Raw genomic sequence first — 25,062 nt, 5'->3', positions numbered from 1 at the left:
GTGGTCGAAAAAATAAGTAAATATACAAAAAATGGGGCTCCGAAAGGGGCCCCATTTTTATGCCAATAAAGACAAAAACTATTGTCTTAAAATTCGGTCAACCGACATAGTTTCTTCGAAATCGCTGCGGAATGGGTTGATATCAAGTCCGCCACGGCGAGTATATCGAGCAAAAACGGTTAGCTTTTCTGGGTTGCAGCAACGTTTGATATCGGTATAGATACGTTCAACACATTGCTCGTGGAATTCATTGTGGCCACGGAATGAAATGATGTAGCGCAGCAATGCTTCTTTATCAATAGCCTGACCAGTATATTTGATGTAAACACTGCCCCAGTCTGGCTGATTGGTAACAAGGCAGTTAGATTTTAGAAGGTGAGAACACAAGCTTTCTTCTACTACTTCCTCTGAAGCACTTTCTAACAAGCTGTCTTCATTGTATTCGTAGCAGTCTACCTCGATGTCTAAATCATCAATACATTGGAATCCAGTGTTACTGTTTTGCAGAGTAAAAGCTTCGCTGACGTTATATAGCTTCACTTTTACGTCGCCTCCAGCTGCATTGCTGAGGTCGGCTATCAGTGTTTCAACGACTTTCGATTCACTTTCAAACTTTGTTTGGTTGAAAGAGTTCAAATACAATTTAAATGATTTGGATTCGATAAGGTTTGGGCTGGTAGCAGGAATAGTAAATTCAGCCACTGCAACCATTGGTTTCCCTTTGGAGTTCAGCCAAGACAATTCGTAGCCAGTCCACAGATCGTATCCAGTCAGCTTTTCACCGCTAAATTGTTTGATGTTGCTTCTACCGCCAGCTCTTGGAATTGGGTCAAGTAGGCTAGGTGCATAAGTTGAAACGTATTCGGTTTTCTTGCCTAGATTCTTAGAATAGTCCATTTGGATACCTTTAAGAGCGTTGTAAGTTTAAGGAACTAGCAGTTTTGAAAGCTCGTCATTTTATACTTAATGCAGTGAAAAACAAATCATATAGCGCAAGGTATCCATCAGATATATCTTTCTAATGGGAGTTGACTTGATCGTGAGCGAGAAATGAATGACCTTCTATGGTGTAGGTAACAAAAGGTATTTCGTGATATTGCTTCCGTTATGTAAGTGGTTGAGTTACGTATGAAACACATGTTTACAAATTGAATCATCATCTAAAACAAATAGGGTTGAGTAAGCATCGTTATGAATATAAAGTTTATGTTAACTCCTGTAGGAACTTATGTTGTGTTATTGCAGATGCGGTGAGTGAACATCCCCCTAGTTCGCTTGCCGCATATTTTTTCTGCTTACCTTACCCCTTAATCATGACGGCATCCGTTATCTTCTGACGAGAAAGCAGAATCCTTCCATAAATACATTTGTTAACTAACTCTTGAGGTTTTCGTTACATTTCGGCTACTATGGCTAAACAGGCTATTGAGCTAGCTAAAATGACCACTTAAGTTGCTTATTATTAGACTTTCTTGTGGACTTTAGTACTAGTTACACAATTGTCTGTAATAGCTTCAGTCGCTTTAACTTTACTGGATACTTGCTTATGTTTGTTAGCGCAACGACACTTGGTGTTTTTATACCTACATTTTTTTTCGTCTCAATTACTCCGGGCATGTGTATGACCTTGTCTATGACTTTAGGTATGTCTGTTGGTGTAAAACGTGCAATGTGGATGATGTATGGTGAGCTTATTGGTGTTGGCTTAGTCGCTATTGCTGCAGTATCAGGGGCAGCGACAGTCATGCTACTTTACCCGATGGCATTCACGGTTATGAAAGTTCTCGGTGGAATATACCTGCTCTATTTAGGCGTCCAGTTGTGGCGTTCTAAAGGGAAAATGGCGGTATCATCAGAAAACACGTCAAGCGTGGGTAAATCTCGTTATGAGCTTGCTTTACAAGGGTTTATGACGGCGACGACTAACCCGAAAGGTTGGGCATTTTTCATTGCTCTATTGCCACCTTTTATCAGCGCAAGTTCACATGTTGTGCCGCAGGTTATGAGTTTAGTGAGTATCATCTTGTTTTTGGAGTTCACCTGCCTATTGCTTTACGCTACAGGTGGCCGCTATTTGAGCCAGTTTTTGCATAAAAGTGGTAACGTAAGGTTTATCAACCGCATTGCAGGCACATTAATGATTGGCGTAGGCATTTGGCTAGCCGCTGCATAACCTTCTGATCAATTATGCTTATATTAGCGCAGCTAGTCTTCGCTAGCGGCGTTTTTGTACAAAAAACACACTAGTGCTGGTATAGGCATTCAGCTTTACCTTAATGTATCTATTCCTCCTTCCAATAAACCACTATTAAATATGTGGAATTCAAAAATTTATCTATACTTGAAACTATCAATAGCAGTATTGAACAGAGGTTTTTGCAGCCTCCGGTAGATCAAATTAGTAAAGGGAAATTAGGAGTATTGGATGAAGCAACGTGCCTTAGTTGTGGATGATGATCGATACATTCGACTGTTTGTAAATACGCTCTTAAACAAGGAGTTTGGTGAACAGCTGGATATTGGGTTATGCAGCAACGGAAAAGAGGCTTTAGAGCTAGTTGAAACGGAGTCGTACAGTTTGGTCATTACCGATGTCATGATGCCTGAAATAGATGGCTTTGAGTTAATTACTCAACTAAGACAGAGCCACACAATGCCGATCATTGCAATGTCGGGTGGTTTTAGAAATGCAGACTCTGGATCAGTGTTGAAAGTGGCTGACTCACTCGGTGCCGATGTGGTTATTGATAAAGCGGATCTGAGCAAAGAGCTAGTTAACACCGCTCGACTATTTTTAGGCTCAGTAACCTAAGTTGTTTTTTCTCGGAATGAGCTTCTTTTCCAGCGGATAGGAGTTTGCTGCTAAACACTGATCATTATTCATTGCTTGATTCCTAATCTCGCTAAATTTCGTCTTAAGTTGTGTAAAACTAGTCTAGTCTCTACCTATAATTAAACATATCAATAAAGAAAAGGGTGCAAGAATGGACTCTCGCTATCTTTTGTCTCTTCCTATTTATGTTCTGAAGTCGCTAAGAAAGGCTTTTTGCGGCTTGAGTTGTCTGCTGCTTGTAGTAAGTAGCTCACTTTGGGCTGCTGAACCGATAAAAGTGACAATGATTAACCCAGATCCACCGGGTGATCCGTTTTGGGATCAAGTTGTCGCCTTTATGCAGGCCTCTGCAGAGGATTTGAATATCGATCTGAAAGTGTTGCATTCGAGATCTCAAGATAGGTTCAAATACCTAGAAATAGCAAAAGAAGAAATGGAGTCTGATGATAGGCCAGATTATTTGGTAGCGATACTGCTAAATAGAATAGGACCATGGATGTTAAAGTCTGCTGAGGAGAATGGAGTCAAAGTGCTGACGATTAACACCGATGTATCCGAACAAGACAATAAAGAAATAGGGGCGCCTAGGGGAAAGTATAAAAACTGGATTGCTAAGATGTACCCAGATGATAAATACGCGGGATACCTTCTAGGTAAAAAACTCATTGAACGAGCAAAATTGAATAATGATGGTTCAGGCAAAACAATTGAAGTGGTAGCCGTAACGGGAGGGCGAGCAACTGCTGTCGCTGAGCAAAGAGTCAATGGTTTAAGAGATGCGATCAAAGAAAATCCACAGTCTAAGTTAGTGCAGGTTGTATACACCGACTGGACATCAGATATGGCCAGCCAGAAGACAGCGTCATTAATGAGGCGCTACCCAAATATTAGTGTCGCTTGGGCCGCGAGTGACTTTCTTTCATTTGGCGCGCTAGCTGGTGTTAAGGCGCACAATCAACACTCGAGTGATCATGTTGTTTCCGGTGGAATTGATTGGACAAATGAAGGGAAGCAAGCCGTTGCCAATAAAAAAATGACAACAACAGTGGGTGGACATTTCATGGAAGGAGGCTGGGCACTGGTCCTCATACATGATTACCACAACGGCAGAGACTTTAATGAAACTCTAGGACTACAAATTAGAACCAAGATGAGTGCACTTGATGAAACTAATATAGGGCCATATCTGCAAAACTTTGGTAAAAATGATTGGAGAAAAATAGATTTCAAACAATTCTCTAAGGTTTATAACCCTAAAGTTAAAAGGTATCAGTTTAATTTGGAAAATGTAAAACTAAAATAGCCGATAGGTTATTTTGTTTTTTTTGAGTATGGTTCTTTGATGAGTTTTTTATAAGATTTATACTCGCCTAAATAAGCTCATTATTTGTTAATGTATCTAACAGGTGATTAAATATAAATAACTTATTCCAGTAAGCATCAAGAATTATACTGATCCCATCCATTGTTGAAGAGCCAATCTTTGTGGAACACTGTCTCTTTTAGTATGAAAGGTGTAGTGTTCACTAAGTTCAGATCCCATTGTTGCAGATATTCGAAAACACTTTTTCGCATATGTACTTTCTTACAGCGGCTCATTGAGTAAACTCAACATCAATGCGAATTACCTAGAAATATAGGGTGCACTTAGAACGAACCTAGCAAAGCTATATCTAATCAATATGTGAATGATGATGCCAACTAATGATTTAGAAATTCCGAAAAAATATAAGTAGAGTTGTTTGAATATAGTAGATGTAGATTGAATGGATACAATATATAAACGGGAATAATTTAAATGCTAGCCTTCTAATGTTTAATAGTTAAATAAATACAATGACAACATTGTTGAGGTAAAGCCAATATGAATACTAGTACGCTCGACTTACCAATTAACAAATGGGAAAGCGTTATATCAGATATATTATCGAGCTCCCCGATTCAGTTAAATGGCTCAAGAAGCTATGACATTCAAGTTCTTAATCCAGACTTCTACAAGAGAGTTCTTGTAGAAGGTTCAATTGGGTTAGGTGAAAGCTACATGGATGGCTGGTGGAAATGTGCGAATCTAGATCAGATGTTTTACTACCTTCTTAAATACGAAGTCGATCAGCAACGTCCCGACAGGCTCAGCGATATCATGTTTGTATTGAAATCTCGCCTATTTAATATGCAAACAAAAAAACGTGCTTGGATTGTTGGCGAAGAGCACTACGACTTAGGCAATGACCTATATGAGAGAATGCTTGACCCTTACATGCAGTACTCTTGTGGCTATTGGAAAACAGCTGAAGATTTAGAGACGGCACAACAAGATAAACTTAAACTGATTTGTGAAAAGCTCCAGCTAAAACGGGGTGAGACATTACTAGATATCGGCTGCGGTTGGGGTGGGCTTAGTGAGTTTGCTGCTAAAAATTACGGAGTAAAAGTAACAGGCGTCACTATCTCAAAAGAGCAGCAGCAATACGGAATGAAGCGCTGCAAAGGCTTGCCTGTTGAGCTCCGTTTATGCGATTACCGAGACCTTAATGAGCAGTTCGACAAAATTGTTTCTGTGGGAATGTTTGAGCACGTTGGGCCGAAAAACTACCAAACTTACTTTGATGTTGTGTCTCGCTGTTTGAAGCCTGAAGGGTTATTCCTACTTCACTCTATTGGTAGCAACGAAACCATGATGAATGTTGATCCTTGGATCAATAAATACATCTTCCCCAATGGTGTATTGCCTTCCATTGAACAAATCAGTCACGTTAGTGAGAAGTCTTTAGTGATGGAAGATTGGCACAATTTTGGTCCAGACTACGACCGTACATTAATGGCTTGGAAAGAAAGATTTAAAGAAAGCTGGCCAGAAATCAAAGAGAATTACTCGCCTAGATTCTACCGTATGTTCGACTACTACCTAAGCTCATGCGCTGGCGCGTTTAGGGCAAGGAATATTCAGCTGTGGCAGGTGTTATTTAGTAAAAATGGAGTCGAAGGTGGTATTCGCGTCCCTAGATAAAGAATTTCAATCTCTAAAAATGAAACTAATTTAAATTGGTCGTTTTGGAGCTTGAAGGGAAAGGGTTGTCTATTCTTTCCCAAATGGGGTTAACCGCGGTTGTGGTTAACCCCTTTTCTGATTCGCTTTTTGTCAAGACAATATTGGTGACATGCCATAAACAGGTACTTGCATTAATAACACGCCAAATAAGATCAGTAGAGAGCCACCAATAAACTGCAAAATAACAGCACCAGTTGAGGTTGAATGGGTACTCGCTCCAAGGTATTTAGACACTACTTTTTTTCCTGAAATAGTCATTAACGCAATGGTAGACGTGGTCAGTGCTGTGCCAATTGACATCACAAACGCACTGACGACACCCAGCCAGTATGCGCTTACAACGTTAGCAAATAAAAGCGCGAGTATTGCACCTGTACATGGGCGGATACCAATACTGACAATGATACCAATGTACTCGCGCATGGTTGACGCTTTGTTAATTGCCTCTGCACTAGCAAAGTGTGTATGCCCACAGCCACACTTTCCATTGGCATCATGTTGGTGAACGTGTTTGTTGGACAAACCAAGGTTGGGTGCTTGTAACCCTAGCTGTTTGTTGTCGTTTCCAGCCTCTATTTTACTGAATGACTGAAATGGACCATTGTCTACAGCTAACTTTGTTGTTTGAGGCTTAAATCTCTGCCATAGCTGTTTCGAACTGCGGTAGACAATGATAGCCCCTAATATGGACATGGCGTAAAAGCTTAAACTAATAAAGCGGTTAGCTTCGCTATTCACTTCCCTCATTGTTGAGTTGAATGCCATCAGCAATACACTTACCAGAACAATAGCTACAATGGCTTGTAAAAATGCGGACAGAATAGTGAGAACTAGGCTTACTTTTACTTTGGTCGGGTGGGTTGCGAGGTAAGTCGTTACAATCATTTTACCATGGCCTGGCCCTATCGAGTGAAGGGCGCCATACAAGAAGCTGAATCCAGCTAGGTATAATCCAGCCGAGACGCTATGAGCCTTAGCTTGATACAGTAAATCAGTTAGCTGCATGTTGATTTCACGTTGCCATTTGATGCTACTAAGCAAAATGACAGGCCAAGCTTTAAATAGCATGTAACCAATAGTTCCGAGTATCAATAATGCAATGGCGGCGCTTAGGTAGTAGCGGGAGCGAGAAGATGATTGCATGCTATTTTGGTTGCTCATTGACTTTCTCCTGAGCTTTATTATTTGAGCTATTTGGTACATCACAATGGAACTTAACAGTTTGAGTAAAAAGCTGACCTAACGTGTTATCTGGGTCTGCGTCTGCTGGTAATGACATAGCATAACTGACCTCTTCAGGAGTCGGATGAGCTGGGATGAGTTTAAAAGAGCAAGTCTCAGCAAGGGCTGGGGATAACGTTATATCGCTGGCTTTATCCCATGTCATATCCATGTAGTAGGTTGGTTCAAACACATGTAATACAAGCGTATTTTCTGTGACTTTCTTCGGGTGTGCGAGTGGCAATTCGAACGATAATGTCGCTTTTGGGCCTTTTTTTGTTAATTTTCCATCTGTTGCGACCAAATACTTTATCGGTGTGTTTTTGTCGTAGAAGTATGTGTAGTAATGGCTATTTAATAAGTTTTTCATCACTGAATCGGCCACTTTCTGCATGGTCGCTTGTTGGTGTGCTGGAGACATATCTTCCCCATCAAACATATAGGCCGTGGTCATAGGATCGAAAGTCCATTTTTGCTTGAAGCCTGTGATTGTATCTTTGGTTCCCTGCACATAAAGCTTCATATCTACCCATGAATGAGGATGAGCGTAAATGCGGAGAGGCGCTAAAACCAATATGAAGGCAACGAAATAGTTGCTTTTAAAATTGCGTAACTTTGGAAAATTGGCGTTAAGTGAGCTGGTCAGTTGAAAAAGGATTTTCCTCATTTAAAGGCTGTCTCCGGGATAAAGTAGAGGTAATTCGACATATTTGGCGGAACCAATTGTTACAGTATTACATTAGCATAAATTAGAAAAGCAAAAACAATGTCAGTAATTCATGGTGTTGCAGGATCATTGTGATTCAAATTGCTCTGCGGTGATAGTTCAAGAGACATTAGAATTACCAAATGTAAAGGAAAGTAAAAAAGAAAGAATATTAATTTCAAAGTGCGATAATCCTTTGCCGTAAACTCGCGGAGTAATGGACTTTGCTCAGTAGCTCTGAAGCTGATGTTATCCGTTCAAGAATTAGTACTTTTGGGATTTAAAATATGAGACACAAAAAGCTAGCCTTCAGCCTTGGTATCATTGTTGTATTGGCAGGTGTCAGCGCCAGCTACTTCTACCTAGGAGAGGCGCCTCAAAAAAGGGCTTTCAGTCCTGCGCAAGTTGAAACGCAACCAATTACTACACGTACTCTTTCTGATCAGGAGTATGGATATGGAACCATTCTTTCCAAAGATTACGTTACTTTAAAAAGCCTTCAAACCAATAGAATTACGGGTATACAATTCTCTGGCGGTGAAACGGTTTCGAAAGGCCAAGTGTTGTTGACTCAAGATACTCGTACTGCTAAAGCGCAGGTTGCCCAAGATCAAGCTCAGCTGACACAAGCCAAAAATGAGTGGCAACGTCAGTCAAACCTACGTAAGAAAGGTCTGATTTCGCAAAGTGATTATGATGATGCTTATAGCAGTTACAAACAGGCTAAGGCGTTGCTAGAACAAGATACGGCTCTGCTATCAGAGTTGACTTTGAAGGCGCCTTTTTCTGGTGTCATTAGTTCAACTGACTACCATGTTGGTGATCTTCTCGATTCGGGAAGCAGTATTGCAACGCTATATGATGCAAACCATTTATTAGTGCAGTACCAACTTCCGGCTTCTGCCCGTTCTGATTACCGTGTTGGTCAAACGGTTACTATAGAGTCCGAGCTCAACACTGAAAATAAAGTAGTCGGTAAAGTCACTTATATCGCACCTAGTATTGATACCGGGCTTATTACACTCAAAGCTGCTATCGATGAAGGCTCCAATTTTAAGCCAGGGCAAAATGTCAAAGTGGTTCAGCAAACCAAAGTTCGGACAAATCAAGTAACGATACCAACTGGCAGCTTGCTGACCAATCTAGAAGGTACTCAGGCATACATTGTTGAAGATGGTAAAGCGCAGCTTCGCAACGTTAAAGTTGGCAACTACTACAACGGATATGTACAGATCCTTTCGGGCTTGAAAGCGGGTGAAAGCTTAGTCACCAATGGCCAGAATTATCTTCATTCTGATGAGAAAGTTGTAGTGAACAATGGCGATAAGATTGCTTCCCATAGTAATAAAACATCGGGAGTAACGAGATGAAATTGACGGAGTTATGTATACGTCGTCCAGTCTTGTGTACGGTGTTATGGTTAATCCCAGTTTTCATTGGCCTTTTAATTAGCCAAAAATTATCGCTGCGTTATACGCCTCAACTTGCTCAATCAAAAGTAGAGATATCTGCTCAAGACAGTGCTCTCGCCGCGCAAAATATGATGACGGAGGTGTTGATTCCTATACAGGATGAAATTGCGGGAACCGAAGGCATTGCTCACATGACTGCCACAGCACGTCAAGGCAGAGGCACGATCACTATTGACGTGGCAGAAGGTGTCGATGATGCAGGCATTGATACGTTAGTCAGTGAAATTAACAACGATATATCGAATATATCCAGTACATTGCCAGACAATATATCGCCGACTGTTAGCAAATCTGAAGATGAAGGCATGCCTTCCATGCTGATTGGCCTAACTCCGGGGCCCAACCAACCTCAGTATGAATTTCGTCAATATGGCATTAATACCTTGTTGCCTAGATTAGAGCAGCTGCCTTCAGCAGGTTCAGTTGATGTTGCCCCGAGTTCGTCACAGTCTGTGTTGATCACTTTAAACCCAGATAAAATCCAGCGATATGATTTGGATCTAAACACGGTTATCGACAAAGTCAGTGATATGGATGATGTCACTGCAATTAGTGGTACAACTTCAGGTTCGAAAAGCCAGTACCAGCTGATTTCTAGTGGTGCCATCGATAGTTTGAATAGCATTCGAGATATTGTGGTTGCACAGTACGATGCTCAGCCTGTTCGATTATCTGAAATTGCCAAAGTTACCATAGGGACTCCGGGAAACCAGCCAGATGTTGAGCCTCTTATCGATTTCTCCAACAAGAGCTCAATGCTGTTCGTATTGAACCCGCAATATACCGCAACAGCAAATGCGTTAGTTTTGTCTCAGCAGGTTCATTCATTACTAGACAGCATACAGCTACCAAGTGGGATGAAAGCAAGTGTCTTACTTGATAAATCAGACTTTATCAAAAGCTCATTGCATGATGTGTATCTAGCAATTGGTTTAGCGGTGATATTAGTTGCCGGAGTCATATGGCTATTTCTAGGTAATTTACGTATCGCACTTATACCAGTCGTCACTATTCCTGTATGTTTGGCTTGTTCTTTTATTATCATGAAACTGGCAGGGTTTAGCATTAACTCACTGACGTTGCTTGCGATGTTACTTGCCGTTGGTTTGGTGGTCGATGATGCGATTGTGGTTACTGAAAATGTTCACCGACAGCTCAGGCATCAGTCTTCGGTGCGAAAAGCAACCGTGATAGCTTGTCGGCAAATTGGTTTTGCCATTATAGCTACAACGTTAACCCTAGCAGCAGTATACATACCTGTTGGTTTGGTCGATGGAGTGACAGGAGAGTTGTTTAAGCAATTTGCGTTCACGTTGGCAGGAACCGTCATCATTTCGGGAATGGTCGCTCTGACTCTTTCACCGATGATGTGTAGCAACATGCTTGATCACAAGCCTGCGGGTCGATTTGAAGTTTGGATCAACAATAAACTGGACGCGCTTGCTGAACTCTATCATCGAATACTGCGTTATAGCATTGACTATCGTAAAACGACGTTGGTTCTGCTCATCGCAATATTCGCGACTAGCTATTGGCCGCTTACTCACAGCCCATCCGAGATGATTCCAGCAGAAGACTCCGGTCAAATTTTCATGTTTCAGCCGTTAACAGGTGGCACTGATGATGCTGCTGAGCAGAAGATGATCAAGACTATGAGTGAAAGGCTAAACAAAATTCCGGGCATTGAACATGTAGCTGTCATGGCGAGCACAGATTTTATCCGTGGCTTTATTACGCTTAAACCTTGGGGTGAAAGAAACTATAGTGCAAAACAAATCAGTGAAATGATCGACGCTTCACTTCGCCAAGGCGGGAACATGGTGTTCACAGGTGTTATCCCAGCAGTCGACACGGGAAGTGGTAGCAAAGGAAATAGTGGCGGGATAGATATAAATGTCACCAGTTCAGCAAGCTATCAAACTTTGTCAAAAGAGATGGCGTTAGTGGCAAATAAGCTCGAACAGTCGCCAATGTTCTCCCATGTAAGAAATGCGCTGACCTTTGATGAGAACCAATTCCAAATAAAAATTAACCGTGTGGCGGCATCGCAATATAAAGTGCCAATTAGTGACATTCAAGATGTATTGAAAGTTTCTTTAAGTGGTAAAAGTTTTGATAACGATATGAGCTATCAAGGCGTTAACTATTCGCTTTACGTACAGATGTTGAAAAGCTATACCGAGACACCGACATCACTCAATCACCTAAAAATTATGAGTGACAGTGGAAAGCTTATTCCACTTGGTCAACTTATCAGTATAAAAAGTGAAGTGGCTCCGCGTTCGATCGAGCAATATGACCGAGCTACATCTGCTTCACTGTCTATCCGGTTAGCTAATGGTGTCAGCATGGGGCAGGGAATTGCTGAAGTGAATAAAATGCTGCCAGAGATCATGCCTGCAGGTACAAGTTATCACTATGTAAATGATGCAGCGCAGTACCTAGAAACGAACCACCAAATGTTATTCGTGTTTGCTGCTGCATTGATATTTATATACATGGTGTTGAGCGCACAATTTGAAAGTATCGTTGACGCGTTTGTTGTGATGTTGTCACTTCCCATCACATTGTCTGCAGCTCTTTGGGTTCTCTACTTTAGTGACTATTCACTAAATGTTTACTCGGAGATAGGGCTAGTCACACTAATAGGTTTGATTTGTAAGCATGGTATTTTGATAACAGAGTTTGCCAATGAACTACGTCGAGAGGGCAAGCCAGCAAGAGAGGCTATTCTTACAGCGACGAAAACTCGATTGCGACCGATTTTAATGACCTCGTTGACCATGATATTAGGGGCTGTACCACTCATCATAGAGACAGGGCCGGGAGCTGTATCGATGGGCTCACTTGGTATCGTTATTATCTCAGGTATGGCGATAGGAATTGTAGACCCACTATTTGTTGTACCTTGTGTCTACTTAATGATGCAGAAGCTAAAGAAACCGATGAAAAACTATGACGAAGATGACTTTCTAATATCACCAACGCCATCTTCAAAAGCTTAGCGATAAGTCAAAATATCAACTCTTAGACGTTTAGCCCGTAGCTCTTAACAAAGCTACGGGCTTTTTTCGTTGTTCGGAAGTGGGGCCTACTTGTAGCTCGATTGCTTTAGATCCAATGAGTTGCAGCCTTTGGTTCTTGTAGGGGCGATGAGGTAATTCTTCCACTTTCTTAACTTCATTATTTAGTTAGAACGTCCACATGGAGATCTCTTGGTCTTGTTGTAACTCCAATGAGGTTGTTATGACGTTTAAAACTCTAGCAGTGTCTGCGCTTATTCTACGCGCAATTTCTCGCATTGAGACATGTGGCAATTTAATGCCCATATACAGGATATTGTTCTGTTTGATCCAGAGCAAGAAATGACAAATTTTTAGGTGAGTGAGACCACATCACGAAAATATATTAGTTTTTAATGTTAACAAAAGGTTGTATTTTGGTTTAAAGTGCTGTTTTTTGATAACTTTGTAGATTAAGTAAAACTAAAAACCATCTCAAAATATAATTTTAGGATTTGTTACTAACTTTTTTGTTTTGAATGGCGTTTTTTACTAATTTATGTCAAATTGCGTGGAATTATGCATCTTTTTGCTACATTTTTATGGCAAATTTGTTCGATGATTGGTAACGTTTGCCGTCATCTTTGTGGGTTTTTAGATTTTTATGCTTATTTTTAGGTCGAAATAAATCTAAATCACTGGAGCCGTTTCAGTAACCCTTGCTAATAGAAAACAGCCAAAGAATTCATGGATGCAATACTTAAACTGGAGTTTAAAAAAGTATGTATAAGAACAAAATTACTAAAGCTCTTCTAATTGGAGCTAGCTGCGCAGTGGCAGCTGCTTCGACGGCATCATTTGCCGCTAACGTTCCAGCTGGAACAGAGCTTGCGAAAGTACAGGAACTTGTCCGAGGCAATGGAGCAGAAGTCGCATCCATTGACCCACAGAAAACAGAAGGTGTGCCAGAATCCAACGTGATTCGTGATTTACTTGAAGGGTTAGTCAACCAAGACGCAGATGGTAACACTATCCCAGGAGTTGCAGAAAGTTGGGAAACCAAGGACAACAAAACTTACATTTTCCATTTGCGTAAAGACGCAAAATGGTCCAATGGTGATCCAGTCACCGCCGACGATTTCGTTTATACCTTCCAACGTGCCGTCGATCCAAACACAGCTTCTCCATACTCTTGGTATCTAGAAATGACCACTATGGTCAACGCCGCAGACATCATTGCTGGTAAGAAAGACAAAAGTACCCTAGGTGTAAAAGCGATAGATGCCAATACGCTACAAATTGACCTCGAATCAGCACTACCATATTTCGTTAAGATGATGGGTCACACCACAGTGAAACCAGTACATCGCGCAACAGTTGAAAAATGGGGCGAAGAATGGACTAAGCCTGAGCACTTTGTTGGAAATGGCGCTTATGTCCCTGAAAAGTGGGTAGTGAACGAGCGTTTAGTTCTTAAGCGTAACCCTCAGTACTGGGATAATGAGCACACTGTTATCGATAAAGTGACTTACCTTCCTATCGAAAACCAAGTAGCTGAAATGAACCGCTTCCTTGCTGGTGAGCTACAAATGACTAACGAAGTGCCAATTGAACACTTCCGACGTTTGAGGAAAGAACATCCGGAAGATCTAAAAATTACAGGTAACCTATGTTCTTACTACTACGGTTTCAACACATCGAAGAAGCCATTCGATGATGTAAGAGTGCGAAAGGCATTATCTTACACAATCGATAGAGATATCATCACCAAAGCAATTCTAGGCCAAGGCCAGCTTCCTGCTTACAGCTTTACTCCAGAAATTGTTGCTGGCTTCACTCCAGAAACTCCAGCCTATGGTAAGTTGACGCAAAAAGAGCGCATTGCCAAAGCAAAAGAGCTGCTAAAAGAAGCAGGTTACGACAAGTCTCATCCACTAGATATTACTCTTCTTTACAACACATCAGAAAACCACAAGAAGATTGCAACGGCAATCCAGTCTATGTGGAAAAAGTCGTTAGGTGTGAACGTAACTCTTGAAAACCAAGAATGGAAGACTTTCCTAGATACTCGCCGCGAAGGTAACTTTGATGTGACTCGTGCTGGTTGGTGTGGAGACTACAATGAAGCCTCTACTTTCCTAAACCTAATGATGTCGAACAATGGTAACAACGACTCAAAGTACCATAACAAGCAGTACGACGGTGATATGGATAAAGCGATGGAGGTGACGAGCGATGCAGAGCGAATCAAACTGTACAACGATGCAGAAGCACTTCTAGCTAGAGATGTACCAATCGCACCTATCTATCAATACGTTAGAGTTCGTTTGGTGTCACCAACCGTTGGTGGTTACCCAATGCACAATGCTGAAGATAAGATCTTCTCCAAAGATCTCTACATCAAAGCCAACTAAACACAACAATTCTTAAAGCAATAATAAATCTATAAAGGCCTGCATGCTGTCACGCATGCAGCGCCTTACTAATAATTTTTATGTCACAGACTGAAAGAGTGAGTTTATGTTTAAATTCATAGCAAAAAGATTATTGGAAGCAATACCAACCATGTTGGTACTGATTACCATATCTTTCTTTTTAATGCGTTTCGCGCCAGGTAACCCATTCTCAAGTGAGCGCCCACTTCCACCGGAAGTAATGGCAAACATTAATGCAAAGTATGGCTTAGATAAACCTGTACTCCAGCAATACGCCACTTATCTAACTAATATTGTTCAAGGTGATTTTGGTCCTTCTTTTAAATATAAAGACTACACCGTGAACGAACTCATCTCGACGGCACTACCAGTATCAGCGAAAATTGGTTTTGCCGCGTTTATCTTCACCGTCATTATGGGGGTATCTGTTGGCACGATTGCGGCGCTCAAACAGAATACCTGGCTCGATTATTCGATTATGTCTACCGCCATGCTCGGGGTGGTGATGCCATCCTTTGTGTTGGCGCCAGTTCTTATCTATGTATTCTCGATCAATCTTGGCTGGTTCCCCGCTGGTGGCTGGCTGGATGGCTCATTTAAATATATGGCATTACCTGTGTTAGGTATGTCTCTATTGTATGTAGCAACATTTGCTCGTATCACTCGTGGCTCAATGATTGAAACTTTAAACAGTAACTTCATTCGTACTGCGCGAGCAAAAGGGCTGAATTACCGATACATCATTATGAAACACGCTCTTAAACCAGCACTTCTTCCAGTTGTGTCTTATATGGGCCCTGCCTTTGTCGGCATCATCACAGGTTCAGTGGTTATTGAAACCATTTTCGGTTTACCGGGAATTGGCAAATTGTTCGTTAACGCCGCTTTCAACCGTGACTACTCATTAGTTATGGGCGTGACTATCCTAATTGGCTTCATGTTCATTTTGTTCAATGCCGTCGTGGATGTTCTGCTGGCTTATATCGATCCGAAGATTCGCTACTAGGTTGAGGTGGAATAATGTTAACGAAAAAAGAGAACTTAGAAGCGATTGAGAGATTCTCAGAGAGCTTAGAAATAGAAGGCCGTAGCCTATGGCAAGATGCGCGCATCCGTTTTATGCGCAACAAAGCGGCAATGGTCAGTTTATTTATCTTGGTGCTGATGACACTAGCGGTCATTTTCCTGCCAATGGTAGCCCCTTATACCTACGATGACACTGACTGGTATGCGATGCATGCAGCGCCATCAATGGAGCATTATTTTGGTACTGACAGCCTAGGTCGCGATCTGTATGTACGTACTTTAGTCGGTGGCCGGATCTCGATGATGGTAGGGGTGTTAGGGGCACTGGTTGCAGTAGTGATTGGTACTCTTTATGGCGCGGCATCGGGCTTTATTGGTGGCCGTACTGACCGTGTAATGATGCGTATCCTTGAAATCCTTTATGCAATTCCATTTATGTTCTTAGTGATTGTATTGGTAACTTTCTTTGGCCGAAACATCATTTTGATCTTCGTAGCGATCGGTGCAATTGCATGGCTGGATATGGCGAGGATTGTGCGCGGTCAAACACTGAGCTTACGCAGTAAAGAGTTTATTGAAGCGGCACACGTATGTGGTGTTAGCAAATGGCGAATCATCACTCGTCATATTGTACCGAACGTGTTGGGTATTGTTGCGGTTTATTCTACTTTGCTTGTACCGAGCATGATATTAACGGAATCTTTCCTTTCTTTCCTTGGCTTAGGTGTTCAAGAGCCAATGACCAGTTGGGGCGCACTGCTTCAAGAAGGGGCAAATACAATGGAAGTCGCCATTTGGCAATTGGCTTTCCCCGCTGCCTTTATGATTGTGACGCTATTCTGCTTTAACTATGTTGGTGATGGTCTGCGTGATGCGCTGGATCCAAAAGACAGATAACCGATTGAGGAAAGAAAAATGAGTTTATTAGATGTCAAAGATCTGCGCGTCGAGTTTACCACTCACGATGGTATCGTCACCGCAGTCAACGATTTAAATTTCTCCCTCAATCAAGGTGAAACCTTGGGTATTGTGGGGGAGTCAGGCTCGGGCAAGTCGCAAACTGTATTTGCTTTGATGGGCTTGCTCGCCAAAAACGGTAACATTACGGGCAGCGCCAAGTTTGAAGGCAATGAAATTCTGAATTTGCCAGAGAAAGCTTTGAATAAAGTGCGCGCTGAGCAAATTGCGATGATTTTCCAAGATCCGATGACTTCATTGAACCCGTATATGAAGGTAAGCGATCAGCTAATGGAAGTGTTGATGCTGCACAAAGGCATGGGCAAAGCGGAAGCGTTTGAAGAATCAGTTCGCATGCTGGAAGCGGTAAAAATACCAGAAGCGCGTAAGCGAATTACGATGTACCCGCATGAGTTTTCTGGCGGTATGCGTCAACGTGTGATGATAGCGATGGCATTGTTGTGTCGTCCAAAACTGTTGATTGCCGATGAACCCACAACGGCACTGGATGTGACCGTACAAGCGCAAATCATGGAATTATTGAATGAGTTAAAAAGCGAGTTCAATACCGCCATCATCATGATCACCCACGACTTAGGCGTAGTAGCCGGTTCATGTGACAAAGTGTTGGTGATGTATGCAGGCCGTACCATGGAATACGGTACCGTGGATGAAATCTTCTACAACCCAAGCCACCCATACGCAGAAGGTTTGCTGAAAGCGATCCCTCGTTTGGATACCGAAGGCGAAATTCTGCCAACCATTCCGGGTAACCCGCCAAACCTACTGAGGCTGCCACCGGGCTGTCCTTACCAAGAGCGTTGTCACCGTGTGGGTGATCGCTGTAAATCTGAAGCGCCGATATTGAAGCCGTTTGCTCAAGGTCGTCAACGCGCGTGTTTTTCTGATTGGGAGGCTTGGACAAAATGATGGCTGAAAAACAATTACTGCTGGATGTAAAAGACTTAAAAGTTCACTTTAGTATTGCTTCGAAATCGGCGTGGCCGTGGTCCAAACCTGCCAACCTTAAAGCCGTCGATGGCGTGAATATTCAGCTTTATGAAGGTGAGACACTAGGCGTAGTAGGAGAGTCGGGCTGTGGTAAATCGACCTTTGCACGAGCCATTATCGGTTTAGTGGAGTCGACAGACGGTGAAGTGGTGTGGTTAGGGCAAGACCTAACCAAAATGCAAGAAGTGCAGCGCCGTGAAACTCGCAAAGAGATTCAGATGATTTTCCAAGATCCACTGGCTTCTCTAAACCCAAGAATGACCGTTGGCGATATCATTGCAGAGCCTTTGAAAACCTTCTATCCGAAGCTCAGCAAAGAGGAAGTGAAATCACGTGTGAAAGAGATGATGGCGAAAGTGGGGTTGTTGCCAAACGTGATTAACCGCTATCCCCATGAGTTTTCAGGTGGGCAATGTCAGCGCATTGGTATTGCGCGAGCCTTGATACTCAGACCAAAAATGATCATCTGTGATGAGCCGGTATCAGCACTTGATGTGTCGATTCAAGCTCAGGTGGTGAATCTACTTAAAGAGTTGCAAAAAGAACTGGGTTTGAGCTTAGTGTTCATTGCGCACGATTTATCGGTAGTGAAGCATATCTCAGATCGAGTATTGGTGATGTATTTAGGTAATGCTGTAGAGCTGGGTGAATCGGAGCCACTATTTGCTGATCCGAAACACCCTTACACGCGAGCATTGATGTCTGCGGTGCCGATCCCCGATCCGAAACTGGAGCGCAACAAGCATATCGAGATGCTGGAAGGGGACCTACCATCGCCTATTAGCCCGCCATCGGGTTGTGTGTTTCGAACTCGTTGTCCGCAAGCGAATGAAGAGTGTGCGAAGACCAAACCACAAATGAAAGGTGATGCCATTCATGCGGTATCTTGTCTGCAAGTAGATATTTAATCCTATTCAGCCTGTGACAGGCCCAAGCGCGACCGCTAGAACGGGTCGCGCTTTTTTTGTGTCTGCTCTCAACTAGTCTGATAAAATGCCAAGGCCTAGCGTCTTGCATATCCCATTTTACGGTTAACCGAGATGTAATTGGCCATTTTTATGCAAATTGCAACATGCTGGCTATTGATAGTTAGAACTAATTCACTAATTTGATGCAGGGTGCACCACTTTGGTAAGAAATACAAAATCAGTTGTTTGCAGTGTGTTGTATTGTATTTATCAATTTAACATCTAAAGCTTTTATAAGTTGCCATTCTATTTATTTGAGCGGGTATCAATAAACTTTAAAATAAGCTTCTTTGCAAATTTTACTTAAATAGTGAATATACAAGCAGTTTAAAGTTTACTTGGTGAATTAATATCCACTCCTTCTTTCTTTGAAATATATATTTTAAAAGTAAAACCTACACTTAATAAATTCACCTTTCCTATATGTTATTTGGTTTACCATGGTTTGCATGAATGCTACGAGAGAGATTTATAAAGAAATTATAAATTGGCTTATTAATTGCTACGCACAATTTTGAAACATAAAGATTATAAATGTAGCAATTTTTTTCATGATTCAATTAGTATCGAATTTGTGAATGAATGTTACGTAAACATAACAAATAGAGACAGGGACATTCTTTGAGTTGCTCGAAAATGTTCGAGTAATTGTATTTCTAGGCCGTTCTAGCGAAGACATCAAAGAAGCATGCATGGAAGCAGTACTTATATTTTGGAGTGAGTGCATGTACACAAATACAATAACAAAAGCGATTTTAATTGGGACAGGCTTGGTTTTATCAGCAACATCATTGTCATCTTTTGCTGCGAATGTTCCGGCAGGAACGAAACTGGCAAAAGAGCAAAATTTAGTGCGGTACAACGATGGACAGCCAGCATCTATCGATCCACAAAAAGTAGAGGGAGTTCCCGGCCAATTTATTATCAATGATCTGTTCGAAGGGTTGGTCACACAGGATGCAAATGGGAATATTATCCCGGGCATAGCCACCAGTTGGGATACGAAGGACAATAAAACCTATACCTTTCATCTGCGAGATGCTAAGTGGTCAAATGGTGAGCCTGTTACTGCAGGTGATTTTGTCTACGCATTTCAGCGAGCAGTAAACCCAGAAACTGCTTCTCCATATGCATGGTATGTGCAAATGACCACAATGAAGAACGCGAAAGCGATCATTGATGGTAAGAAAGACAAAAGTACGCTTGGTGTGAAAGCAATTGACCCGCATACATTGCAGATTACTTTAACTTCACCGATTCCTTATTTTTTAAAGATGCTTGCGAGTGCGACCATGATGCCAGTTTATCCACCCGCCATTGAAAAGTGGGGAGACAAGTGGACGCAGCCAGGGCACTTGGTCAGCGATGGTGCGTATACTTTGGAAAAGCGTGTACCTAATGGTCGAATTGTATTGAAGCGCAACCCAAACTATTGGGACAACGCCAATACCGTCGTAAATCAAGTCACTTATTTGGCAACTAATGACCATGTAGCAGCTATGAACCGCTTTTTGGCAGGCGAAGTACAGATGACTTACGAGACTCCGGCAGAACAATACAAAAGGCTGAAGAAAGAGTATCCTCAAGATCTCAAAACGACAGGAAGTCTATGTACTTACTTCTACGACTTCAACACACAAAAGAAACCATTCAACGACGTAAGAGTGCGAAAAGCTCTGTCGTATTCCATTAACCGCGATATCATTGCCAATGCAATATTGGGGCAGGGTCAGAAGCCTGCTTATAACATGACGCCCGACATTATCGCTGGTTTCACGCCTATTACACCTGCTTGGGAGAAAATGACTCAAGCTCAACGTGTATCAGAAGCTAAAAAGCTGCTTAAGGAAGCGGGTTATGACAAAGCACACCCATTGTCATTTACATTGATTTATAACACCGATGCCAGACATAAAAAGATCGCAACAGCATTGCAGGCAATGTGGAAGCAAGAGCTAGGTGTGAATGTGACTCTCGAAAACCAGGAGTGGAAGACATTCTTGCAAACCCGCCATCTAGGGAACTTCCAAATGGCAAGGGATGGTTGGTGCGGAGATTATAACGAAGCGTCTACTTTCCTAAATACTTTGATGTCTACGAACGTGCAAAATAGTGCTCATTTTAAAAACAAAAAGTATGACTCTCTGATCAAGCAAGCGATGGTAGCAACCAGCGAAAAAGAGCGAAATCACTTATATGATCAGGCAGAAGAAATTATTGCTAAAAATATGCCTATTGCGCCTATTTATCAGTACGTAAATACGCGTCTAGTATCTCCAACAGTGGGAGGCTACCCCATGCATAATGCTCAGGACAATATCTATACCAAGAACTTATACATCAAAAAGATATAAGTGTCGGTAACATTGTAAGCACATAACTAATAGGCTCTGCATGTTGGCAAAAGCAGCATGTAGAGACCTGTTACATCCAAAATTTAAAGGCATAATTACAGAGTGAGTTTATGTTTAAATTCATTATTACAAGAATACTTGAAGCGATACCAACCATGTTGGTGTTGATTACCATCTCTTTCTTTCTGATACGCTTTGCGCCGGGTAATCCTTTTTCTAGCGAGCGCCCTTTACCACCTGCAGTAATGGCTAATATTAATGCCAAATACGGCTTGAATAAGCCTGTATATGATCAGTACATCACTTATTTAACGAGCATTGTGAAAGGTGATTTTGGGCCTTCATTCAAATATAAGGACTACACCGTTAATGAGTTGATTGATACGGCGCTACCAGTGTCAGCCAAAATAGGAGCAGTAGCTTTTATATTCACTATTCTTCTGGGCGTATCGGTCGGAACTCTTTCTGCCTTAAAGCAAAATACCATGTTTGACTATTCAGTGATGTCGACAACCATGCTAGGGGTGGTGATGCCTTCATTTGTTATAGCTCCGATACTCATATACTTGTTTGCCTTGCAGCTGGGGTGGTTACCCGCTGGAGGTTGGATGGGAGGCGCGGCCAAGTATATGGTATTGCCAGTGGTCAGTATGTCTCTGCTGTACGTGGCCTCGATTGCACGCATTACGCGTGGCTCGATGATTGAAACTCTAAACAGCAATTTTATTCGAACTGCTCGCGCGAAGGGTTTGAGCTATAGACAAATTATCATTCAGCACGCTCTAAGGCCAGCATTGCTGCCTGTTGTGTCTTATATGGGGCCAGCCTTTGTCGGCATCATTACCGGTTCAGTGGTTATTGAAACCATTTTTGGGATTCCAGGTATTGGCAAGTTGTTTGTCCAAGCTGCATTTGACCGTGACTATTCACTGGTTATGGGGATCACCATCATCATTGGTTTCTTATTCATAATTTTTAACGCGGTTGTTGATGTGTTATTAGCATACATCGATCCGAAGATACGTTTCTAAGTTGGAGTTCAGAATATGTTATCAAAACAAGCAAGCTTAGAAGCAATAGATAGCTTTTCCGAAAACCTTGAAATAGAAGGTCGTAGTCTGTGGCAAGACGCGCGTATTCGCTTTATGCGAAACAAAGCAGCGATGGTCAGTTTGTTCATTCTATTTCTTATTACATTGTCAGTAATATTCTTGCCAATGTTTTCGCAATACAGCTACTCACAAACTGACTGGTATGCCATGCAAGCAGCGCCGTCGTGGGCACATCTGTTTGGCACGGATAGTCTGGGGCGTGACCTTTACGTGCGCACTTTGGTTGGAGGTCGAATCTCGCTGATGGTTGGGGTATTGGGGGCGCTGGTAGCCGTTATCATTGGTACGCTTTATGGTGCAGCATCGGGCTTTATCGGTGGTCGTGCCGACCGTTTAATGATGCGGTTTGTAGAAATTCTCTACGCAATACCATTTATGTTTTTGGTTATTGTATTAGTAACCTTTTTTGGTCGGAATTTGATATTTATTTTTGTAGCTATAGGAGCTATCTCATGGCTGGATATGGCACGAATTGTACGCGGTCAAACCCTGAGCTTGCGCAATAAAGAGTTTATTGAAGCGGCACACATAAGCGGTGTCAGCAAATGGCGAATCATCACCCGCCACATTGTGCCGAATGTTCTCGGTTTGGTTGCGATCTATGCGACGTTATTAATCCCAAATATGATTTTGACTGAATCATTCTTATCTTTCCTTGGCTTAGGTGTTCAAGAGCCAATGACCAGTTGGGGCGCACTGCTTCAAGAAGGTGCCAATAATATGCAAGTTGCTATCTGGCAATTGGCTTTCCCTGCTGCCTTCATGATTGTGACGCTATTCTGCTTTAACTACCTTGGTGATGGTCTGCGTGATGCGCTGGATCCAAAAGACAGATAACCGATTGAGGAAAGAAAAATGAGTTTATTAGATGTCAAAGATCTGCGCGTCGAGTTTACCACTCACGATGGTATCGTCACCGCAGTCAACGATTTAAATTTCTCCCTCAATCAAGGTGAAACCTTGGGTATTGTGGGGGAGTCAGGCTCGGGCAAATCGCAAACTGTATTTGCTTTGATGGGCTTGCTAGCCAAAAACGGTAACATTACGGGCAGCGCCAAGTTCGAGGGCAATGAAATTCTGAATTTGCCAGAGAAAGCTTTGAATAAAGTTCGCGCTGAGCAAATTGCGATGATTTTCCAAGATCCGATGACTTCATTGAACCCGTACATGAAGGTGAGCGATCAGCTAATGGAAGTGCTGATGCTGCATAAAGGCATGGGCAAAGCGGAAGCGTTTGAAGAATCAGTTCGTATGCTCGAAGCGGTAAAAATACCAGAAGCGCGTAAGCGTATTACGATGTACCCGCATGAGTTTTCTGGTGGTATGCGTCAGCGTGTGATGATTGCCATGGCACTACTTTGTCGGCCAAAGCTGTTGATTGCCGATGAACCCACAACGGCACTAGACGTGACCGTACAAGCGCAAATCATGGAATTATTGAATGAGTTAAAAAGCGAGTTCAATACCGCCATCATCATGATCACCCACGATTTAGGTGTAGTAGCCGGTTCGTGTGACAAAGTGTTGGTGATGTATGCAGGCCGTACCATGGAATACGGTACCGTGGATGAAATCTTCTACAACCCAAGCCACCCATACGCAGAAGGTTTGCTCAAAGCGATCCCTCGTTTGGATACCGAAGGCGAAATTCTGCCAACCATTCCGGGTAACCCGCCAAACCTACTGAGGCTGCCACCGGGCTGTCCTTACCAAGAGCGTTGTCACCGTGTGGGTGATCGCTGTAAATCTGAAGCGCCGATATTGAAGCCGTTTGCTCAAGGTCGTCAACGCGCGTGTTTTTCTGATTGGGAGGCTTGGACAAAATGATGGCTGAAAAACAATTACTGCTGGATGTAAAAGACTTAAAAGTTCACTTTAGTATTGCTTCGAAATCGGCGTGGCCGTGGTCCAAACCTGCCAACCTTAAAGCCGTCGATGGCGTGAATATTCAGCTTTATGAAGGTGAGACACTAGGCGTAGTAGGAGAGTCGGGCTGTGGTAAATCGACCTTTGCACGAGCCATTATTGGTTTAGTGGAGTCGACTGACGGTGAAGTGGTGTGGTTAGGGCAAGACCTAACCAAAATGCAAGAAGTGCAGCGCCGTGAAACCCGTAAAGAGATCCAGATGATTTTCCAAGATCCACTGGCTTCTCTAAACCCAAGGATGACCGTTGGCGATATTATTGCAGAGCCACTGAAAACCTTCTATCCAAAGCTCAGCAAAGAGGAAGTGAAATCTCGAGTCAAAGAGATGATGGCGAAAGTGGGTTTATTACCCAACGTGATTAACCGTTATCCGCATGAGTTTTCAGGTGGGCAATGTCAGCGTATTGGTATTGCGCGAGCCTTGATACTCAGACCAAAAATGATCATCTGTGATGAGCCGGTATCAGCACTTGATGTGTCGATTCAAGCTCAGGTGGTGAACCTACTTAAAGAGTTGCAAAAAGAACTGGGTTTGAGCTTAGTGTTCATTGCGCACGATTTATCGGTAGTAAAGCACATCTCAGATCGAGTATTGGTGATGTATTTAGGTAATGCTGTAGAGCTGGGTGAATCGGAGCCACTATTTGCTGATCCGAAACACCCTTACACGCGAGCATTGATGTCTGCAGTGCCGATCCCCGATCCGAAACTAGAGCGCAACAAGCATATCGAGATGCTGGAAGGGGACTTGCCGTCACCCATCAGCCCGCCATCGGGTTGTGTGTTTCGAACTCGTTGTCCGCAAGCGAATGAAGAGTGTGCGAAGACCAAACCACAAATGAAAGGTGATGCCATTCATGCGGTATCTTGCCTGCAAGCTGGTATATAGCTATGTAATTGGTCTTTAGTAGCGCTAAGCGCGGCCGCAAGAACCGGCCGCGCTTTTGGGGTTTCTCACTGCTCCTTCAATATTTTCAAACATCAAGGTC

At 42.5% G+C, this 25,062-nt stretch carries 19 protein-coding genes; 16 read left to right on the top strand and 3 right to left on the bottom strand.

The features are described from left to right. Positions 1 to 78 precede the first annotated feature (78 nt). The gene (gene queF, locus L7A31_RS14920; RefSeq protein ID WP_237362568.1) at positions 79 to 897 is read right to left on the bottom strand and encodes an NADPH-dependent 7-cyano-7-deazaguanine reductase QueF; all 819 of its coding nucleotides are present in this window, start codon (positions 895 to 897) and stop codon (positions 79 to 81) included. A gap of 649 nt (positions 898 to 1,546) precedes the next feature. Here queF and L7A31_RS14915 point away from each other — a divergent pair. From L7A31_RS14915 to cfa, 4 genes are all read left to right on the top strand, one after another. Beyond that, entirely contained in the window at positions 1,547 to 2,173 is a 627-nt protein-coding gene (locus L7A31_RS14915; protein WP_237362567.1) for a LysE family translocator, read from the top strand. 252 nt (positions 2,174 to 2,425) lie between these two features. Beyond that, positions 2,426 to 2,812: a response regulator gene (locus tag L7A31_RS14910; protein ID WP_237362566.1), complete on the top strand. Its 387-nt coding sequence runs from the start codon at positions 2,426 to 2,428 to the stop codon at positions 2,810 to 2,812. Positions 2,813 to 2,984: 172 nt separating this feature from the next. Beyond that, the gene (locus L7A31_RS14905) at positions 2,985 to 4,136 is read left to right on the top strand and encodes an ABC transporter substrate-binding protein (protein ID WP_237362565.1); all 1,152 of its coding nucleotides are present in this window, start codon (positions 2,985 to 2,987) and stop codon (positions 4,134 to 4,136) included. A 561-nt stretch (positions 4,137 to 4,697) separates the two neighbouring features. Next, positions 4,698 to 5,840 carry a cyclopropane fatty acyl phospholipid synthase gene (cfa, locus tag L7A31_RS14900; RefSeq protein WP_237362564.1) on the top strand — a complete coding sequence of 381 codons (1,143 nt, stop codon included), beginning with the start codon at positions 4,698 to 4,700 and terminating at the stop codon, positions 5,838 to 5,840. Positions 5,841 to 5,972: 132 nt separating this feature from the next. Here the strand turns inward: cfa and L7A31_RS14895 are convergent, their stop codons facing one another. Further along, the gene (locus L7A31_RS14895; protein WP_435532911.1) at positions 5,973 to 7,025 is read right to left on the bottom strand and encodes a nickel/cobalt transporter; all 1,053 of its coding nucleotides are present in this window, start codon (positions 7,023 to 7,025) and stop codon (positions 5,973 to 5,975) included. A 1-nt stretch (position 7,026) separates the two neighbouring features. Further along, positions 7,027 to 7,770: a DUF1007 family protein gene (locus tag L7A31_RS14890; protein ID WP_290368756.1), complete on the bottom strand. Its 744-nt coding sequence runs from the start codon at positions 7,768 to 7,770 to the stop codon at positions 7,027 to 7,029. 326 nt (positions 7,771 to 8,096) lie between these two features. On the opposite strand from L7A31_RS14890, the gene L7A31_RS14885 reads away from it, so the two are divergent. From L7A31_RS14885 to oppF (L7A31_RS14830), 12 genes are all read left to right on the top strand, one after another. After that, positions 8,097 to 9,179 (top strand): efflux RND transporter periplasmic adaptor subunit, encoded by a 1,083-nt coding sequence (locus tag L7A31_RS14885; protein ID WP_237362562.1) that lies wholly within the window; start codon positions 8,097 to 8,099, stop codon positions 9,177 to 9,179. Then, entirely contained in the window at positions 9,176 to 12,286 is a 3,111-nt protein-coding gene (locus L7A31_RS14880; RefSeq protein WP_237362561.1) for an efflux RND transporter permease subunit, read from the top strand. The genes L7A31_RS14885 and L7A31_RS14880 overlap by 4 nt, the downstream gene beginning before the upstream one ends. A gap of 779 nt (positions 12,287 to 13,065) precedes the next feature. Continuing rightward, entirely contained in the window at positions 13,066 to 14,697 is a 1,632-nt protein-coding gene (locus L7A31_RS14875; protein WP_237362560.1) for an ABC transporter substrate-binding protein, read from the top strand. Between the two features lie 106 nt (positions 14,698 to 14,803). After that, a complete protein-coding gene (gene oppB, locus L7A31_RS14870; protein ID WP_237362559.1) occupies positions 14,804 to 15,724 on the top strand; it encodes an oligopeptide ABC transporter permease OppB in 921 nt (306 codons plus the stop codon). A 14-nt stretch (positions 15,725 to 15,738) separates the two neighbouring features. After that, positions 15,739 to 16,641 (top strand): oligopeptide ABC transporter permease OppC, encoded by a 903-nt coding sequence (oppC, locus tag L7A31_RS14865; RefSeq protein WP_237362558.1) that lies wholly within the window; start codon positions 15,739 to 15,741, stop codon positions 16,639 to 16,641. A gap of 18 nt (positions 16,642 to 16,659) precedes the next feature. Beyond that, the gene (locus L7A31_RS14860; RefSeq protein WP_237362553.1) at positions 16,660 to 17,631 is read left to right on the top strand and encodes an ABC transporter ATP-binding protein; all 972 of its coding nucleotides are present in this window, start codon (positions 16,660 to 16,662) and stop codon (positions 17,629 to 17,631) included. Then, complete coding sequence (gene oppF, locus L7A31_RS14855) at positions 17,628 to 18,620, top strand: murein tripeptide/oligopeptide ABC transporter ATP binding protein OppF (protein ID WP_237362557.1); 993 nt, start codon at positions 17,628 to 17,630, stop codon at positions 18,618 to 18,620. The genes L7A31_RS14860 and oppF (L7A31_RS14855) overlap by 4 nt, the downstream gene beginning before the upstream one ends. A gap of 785 nt (positions 18,621 to 19,405) precedes the next feature. After that, positions 19,406 to 21,034, top strand: coding sequence for an ABC transporter substrate-binding protein (locus L7A31_RS14850; RefSeq protein WP_237362556.1), 1,629 nt, complete (start codon positions 19,406 to 19,408; stop codon positions 21,032 to 21,034). 110 nt (positions 21,035 to 21,144) lie between these two features. Next, positions 21,145 to 22,065, top strand: a complete 921-nt coding sequence (oppB, locus tag L7A31_RS14845) for an oligopeptide ABC transporter permease OppB (RefSeq protein WP_237362555.1) — start codon at positions 21,145 to 21,147, stop codon at positions 22,063 to 22,065. 15 nt (positions 22,066 to 22,080) lie between these two features. Next, entirely contained in the window at positions 22,081 to 22,983 is a 903-nt protein-coding gene (gene oppC / locus L7A31_RS14840; protein ID WP_237362554.1) for an oligopeptide ABC transporter permease OppC, read from the top strand. 18 nt (positions 22,984 to 23,001) lie between these two features. Beyond that, positions 23,002 to 23,973 (top strand): ABC transporter ATP-binding protein, encoded by a 972-nt coding sequence (locus L7A31_RS14835; protein WP_237362553.1) that lies wholly within the window; start codon positions 23,002 to 23,004, stop codon positions 23,971 to 23,973. Beyond that, positions 23,970 to 24,962: a murein tripeptide/oligopeptide ABC transporter ATP binding protein OppF gene (gene oppF / locus L7A31_RS14830; protein WP_237362552.1), complete on the top strand. Its 993-nt coding sequence runs from the start codon at positions 23,970 to 23,972 to the stop codon at positions 24,960 to 24,962. The genes L7A31_RS14835 and oppF (L7A31_RS14830) overlap by 4 nt, the downstream gene beginning before the upstream one ends. Positions 24,963 to 25,062 lie beyond the last annotated feature (100 nt).

Origin of the sequence: Vibrio marisflavi CECT 7928 (assembly GCF_921294215.1) — a bacterium.
In the GTDB taxonomy this organism is placed as follows: domain Bacteria; phylum Pseudomonadota; class Gammaproteobacteria; order Enterobacterales; family Vibrionaceae; genus Vibrio; species Vibrio marisflavi.
This window is presented reverse-complemented; position numbering and strand designations above follow the sequence as displayed.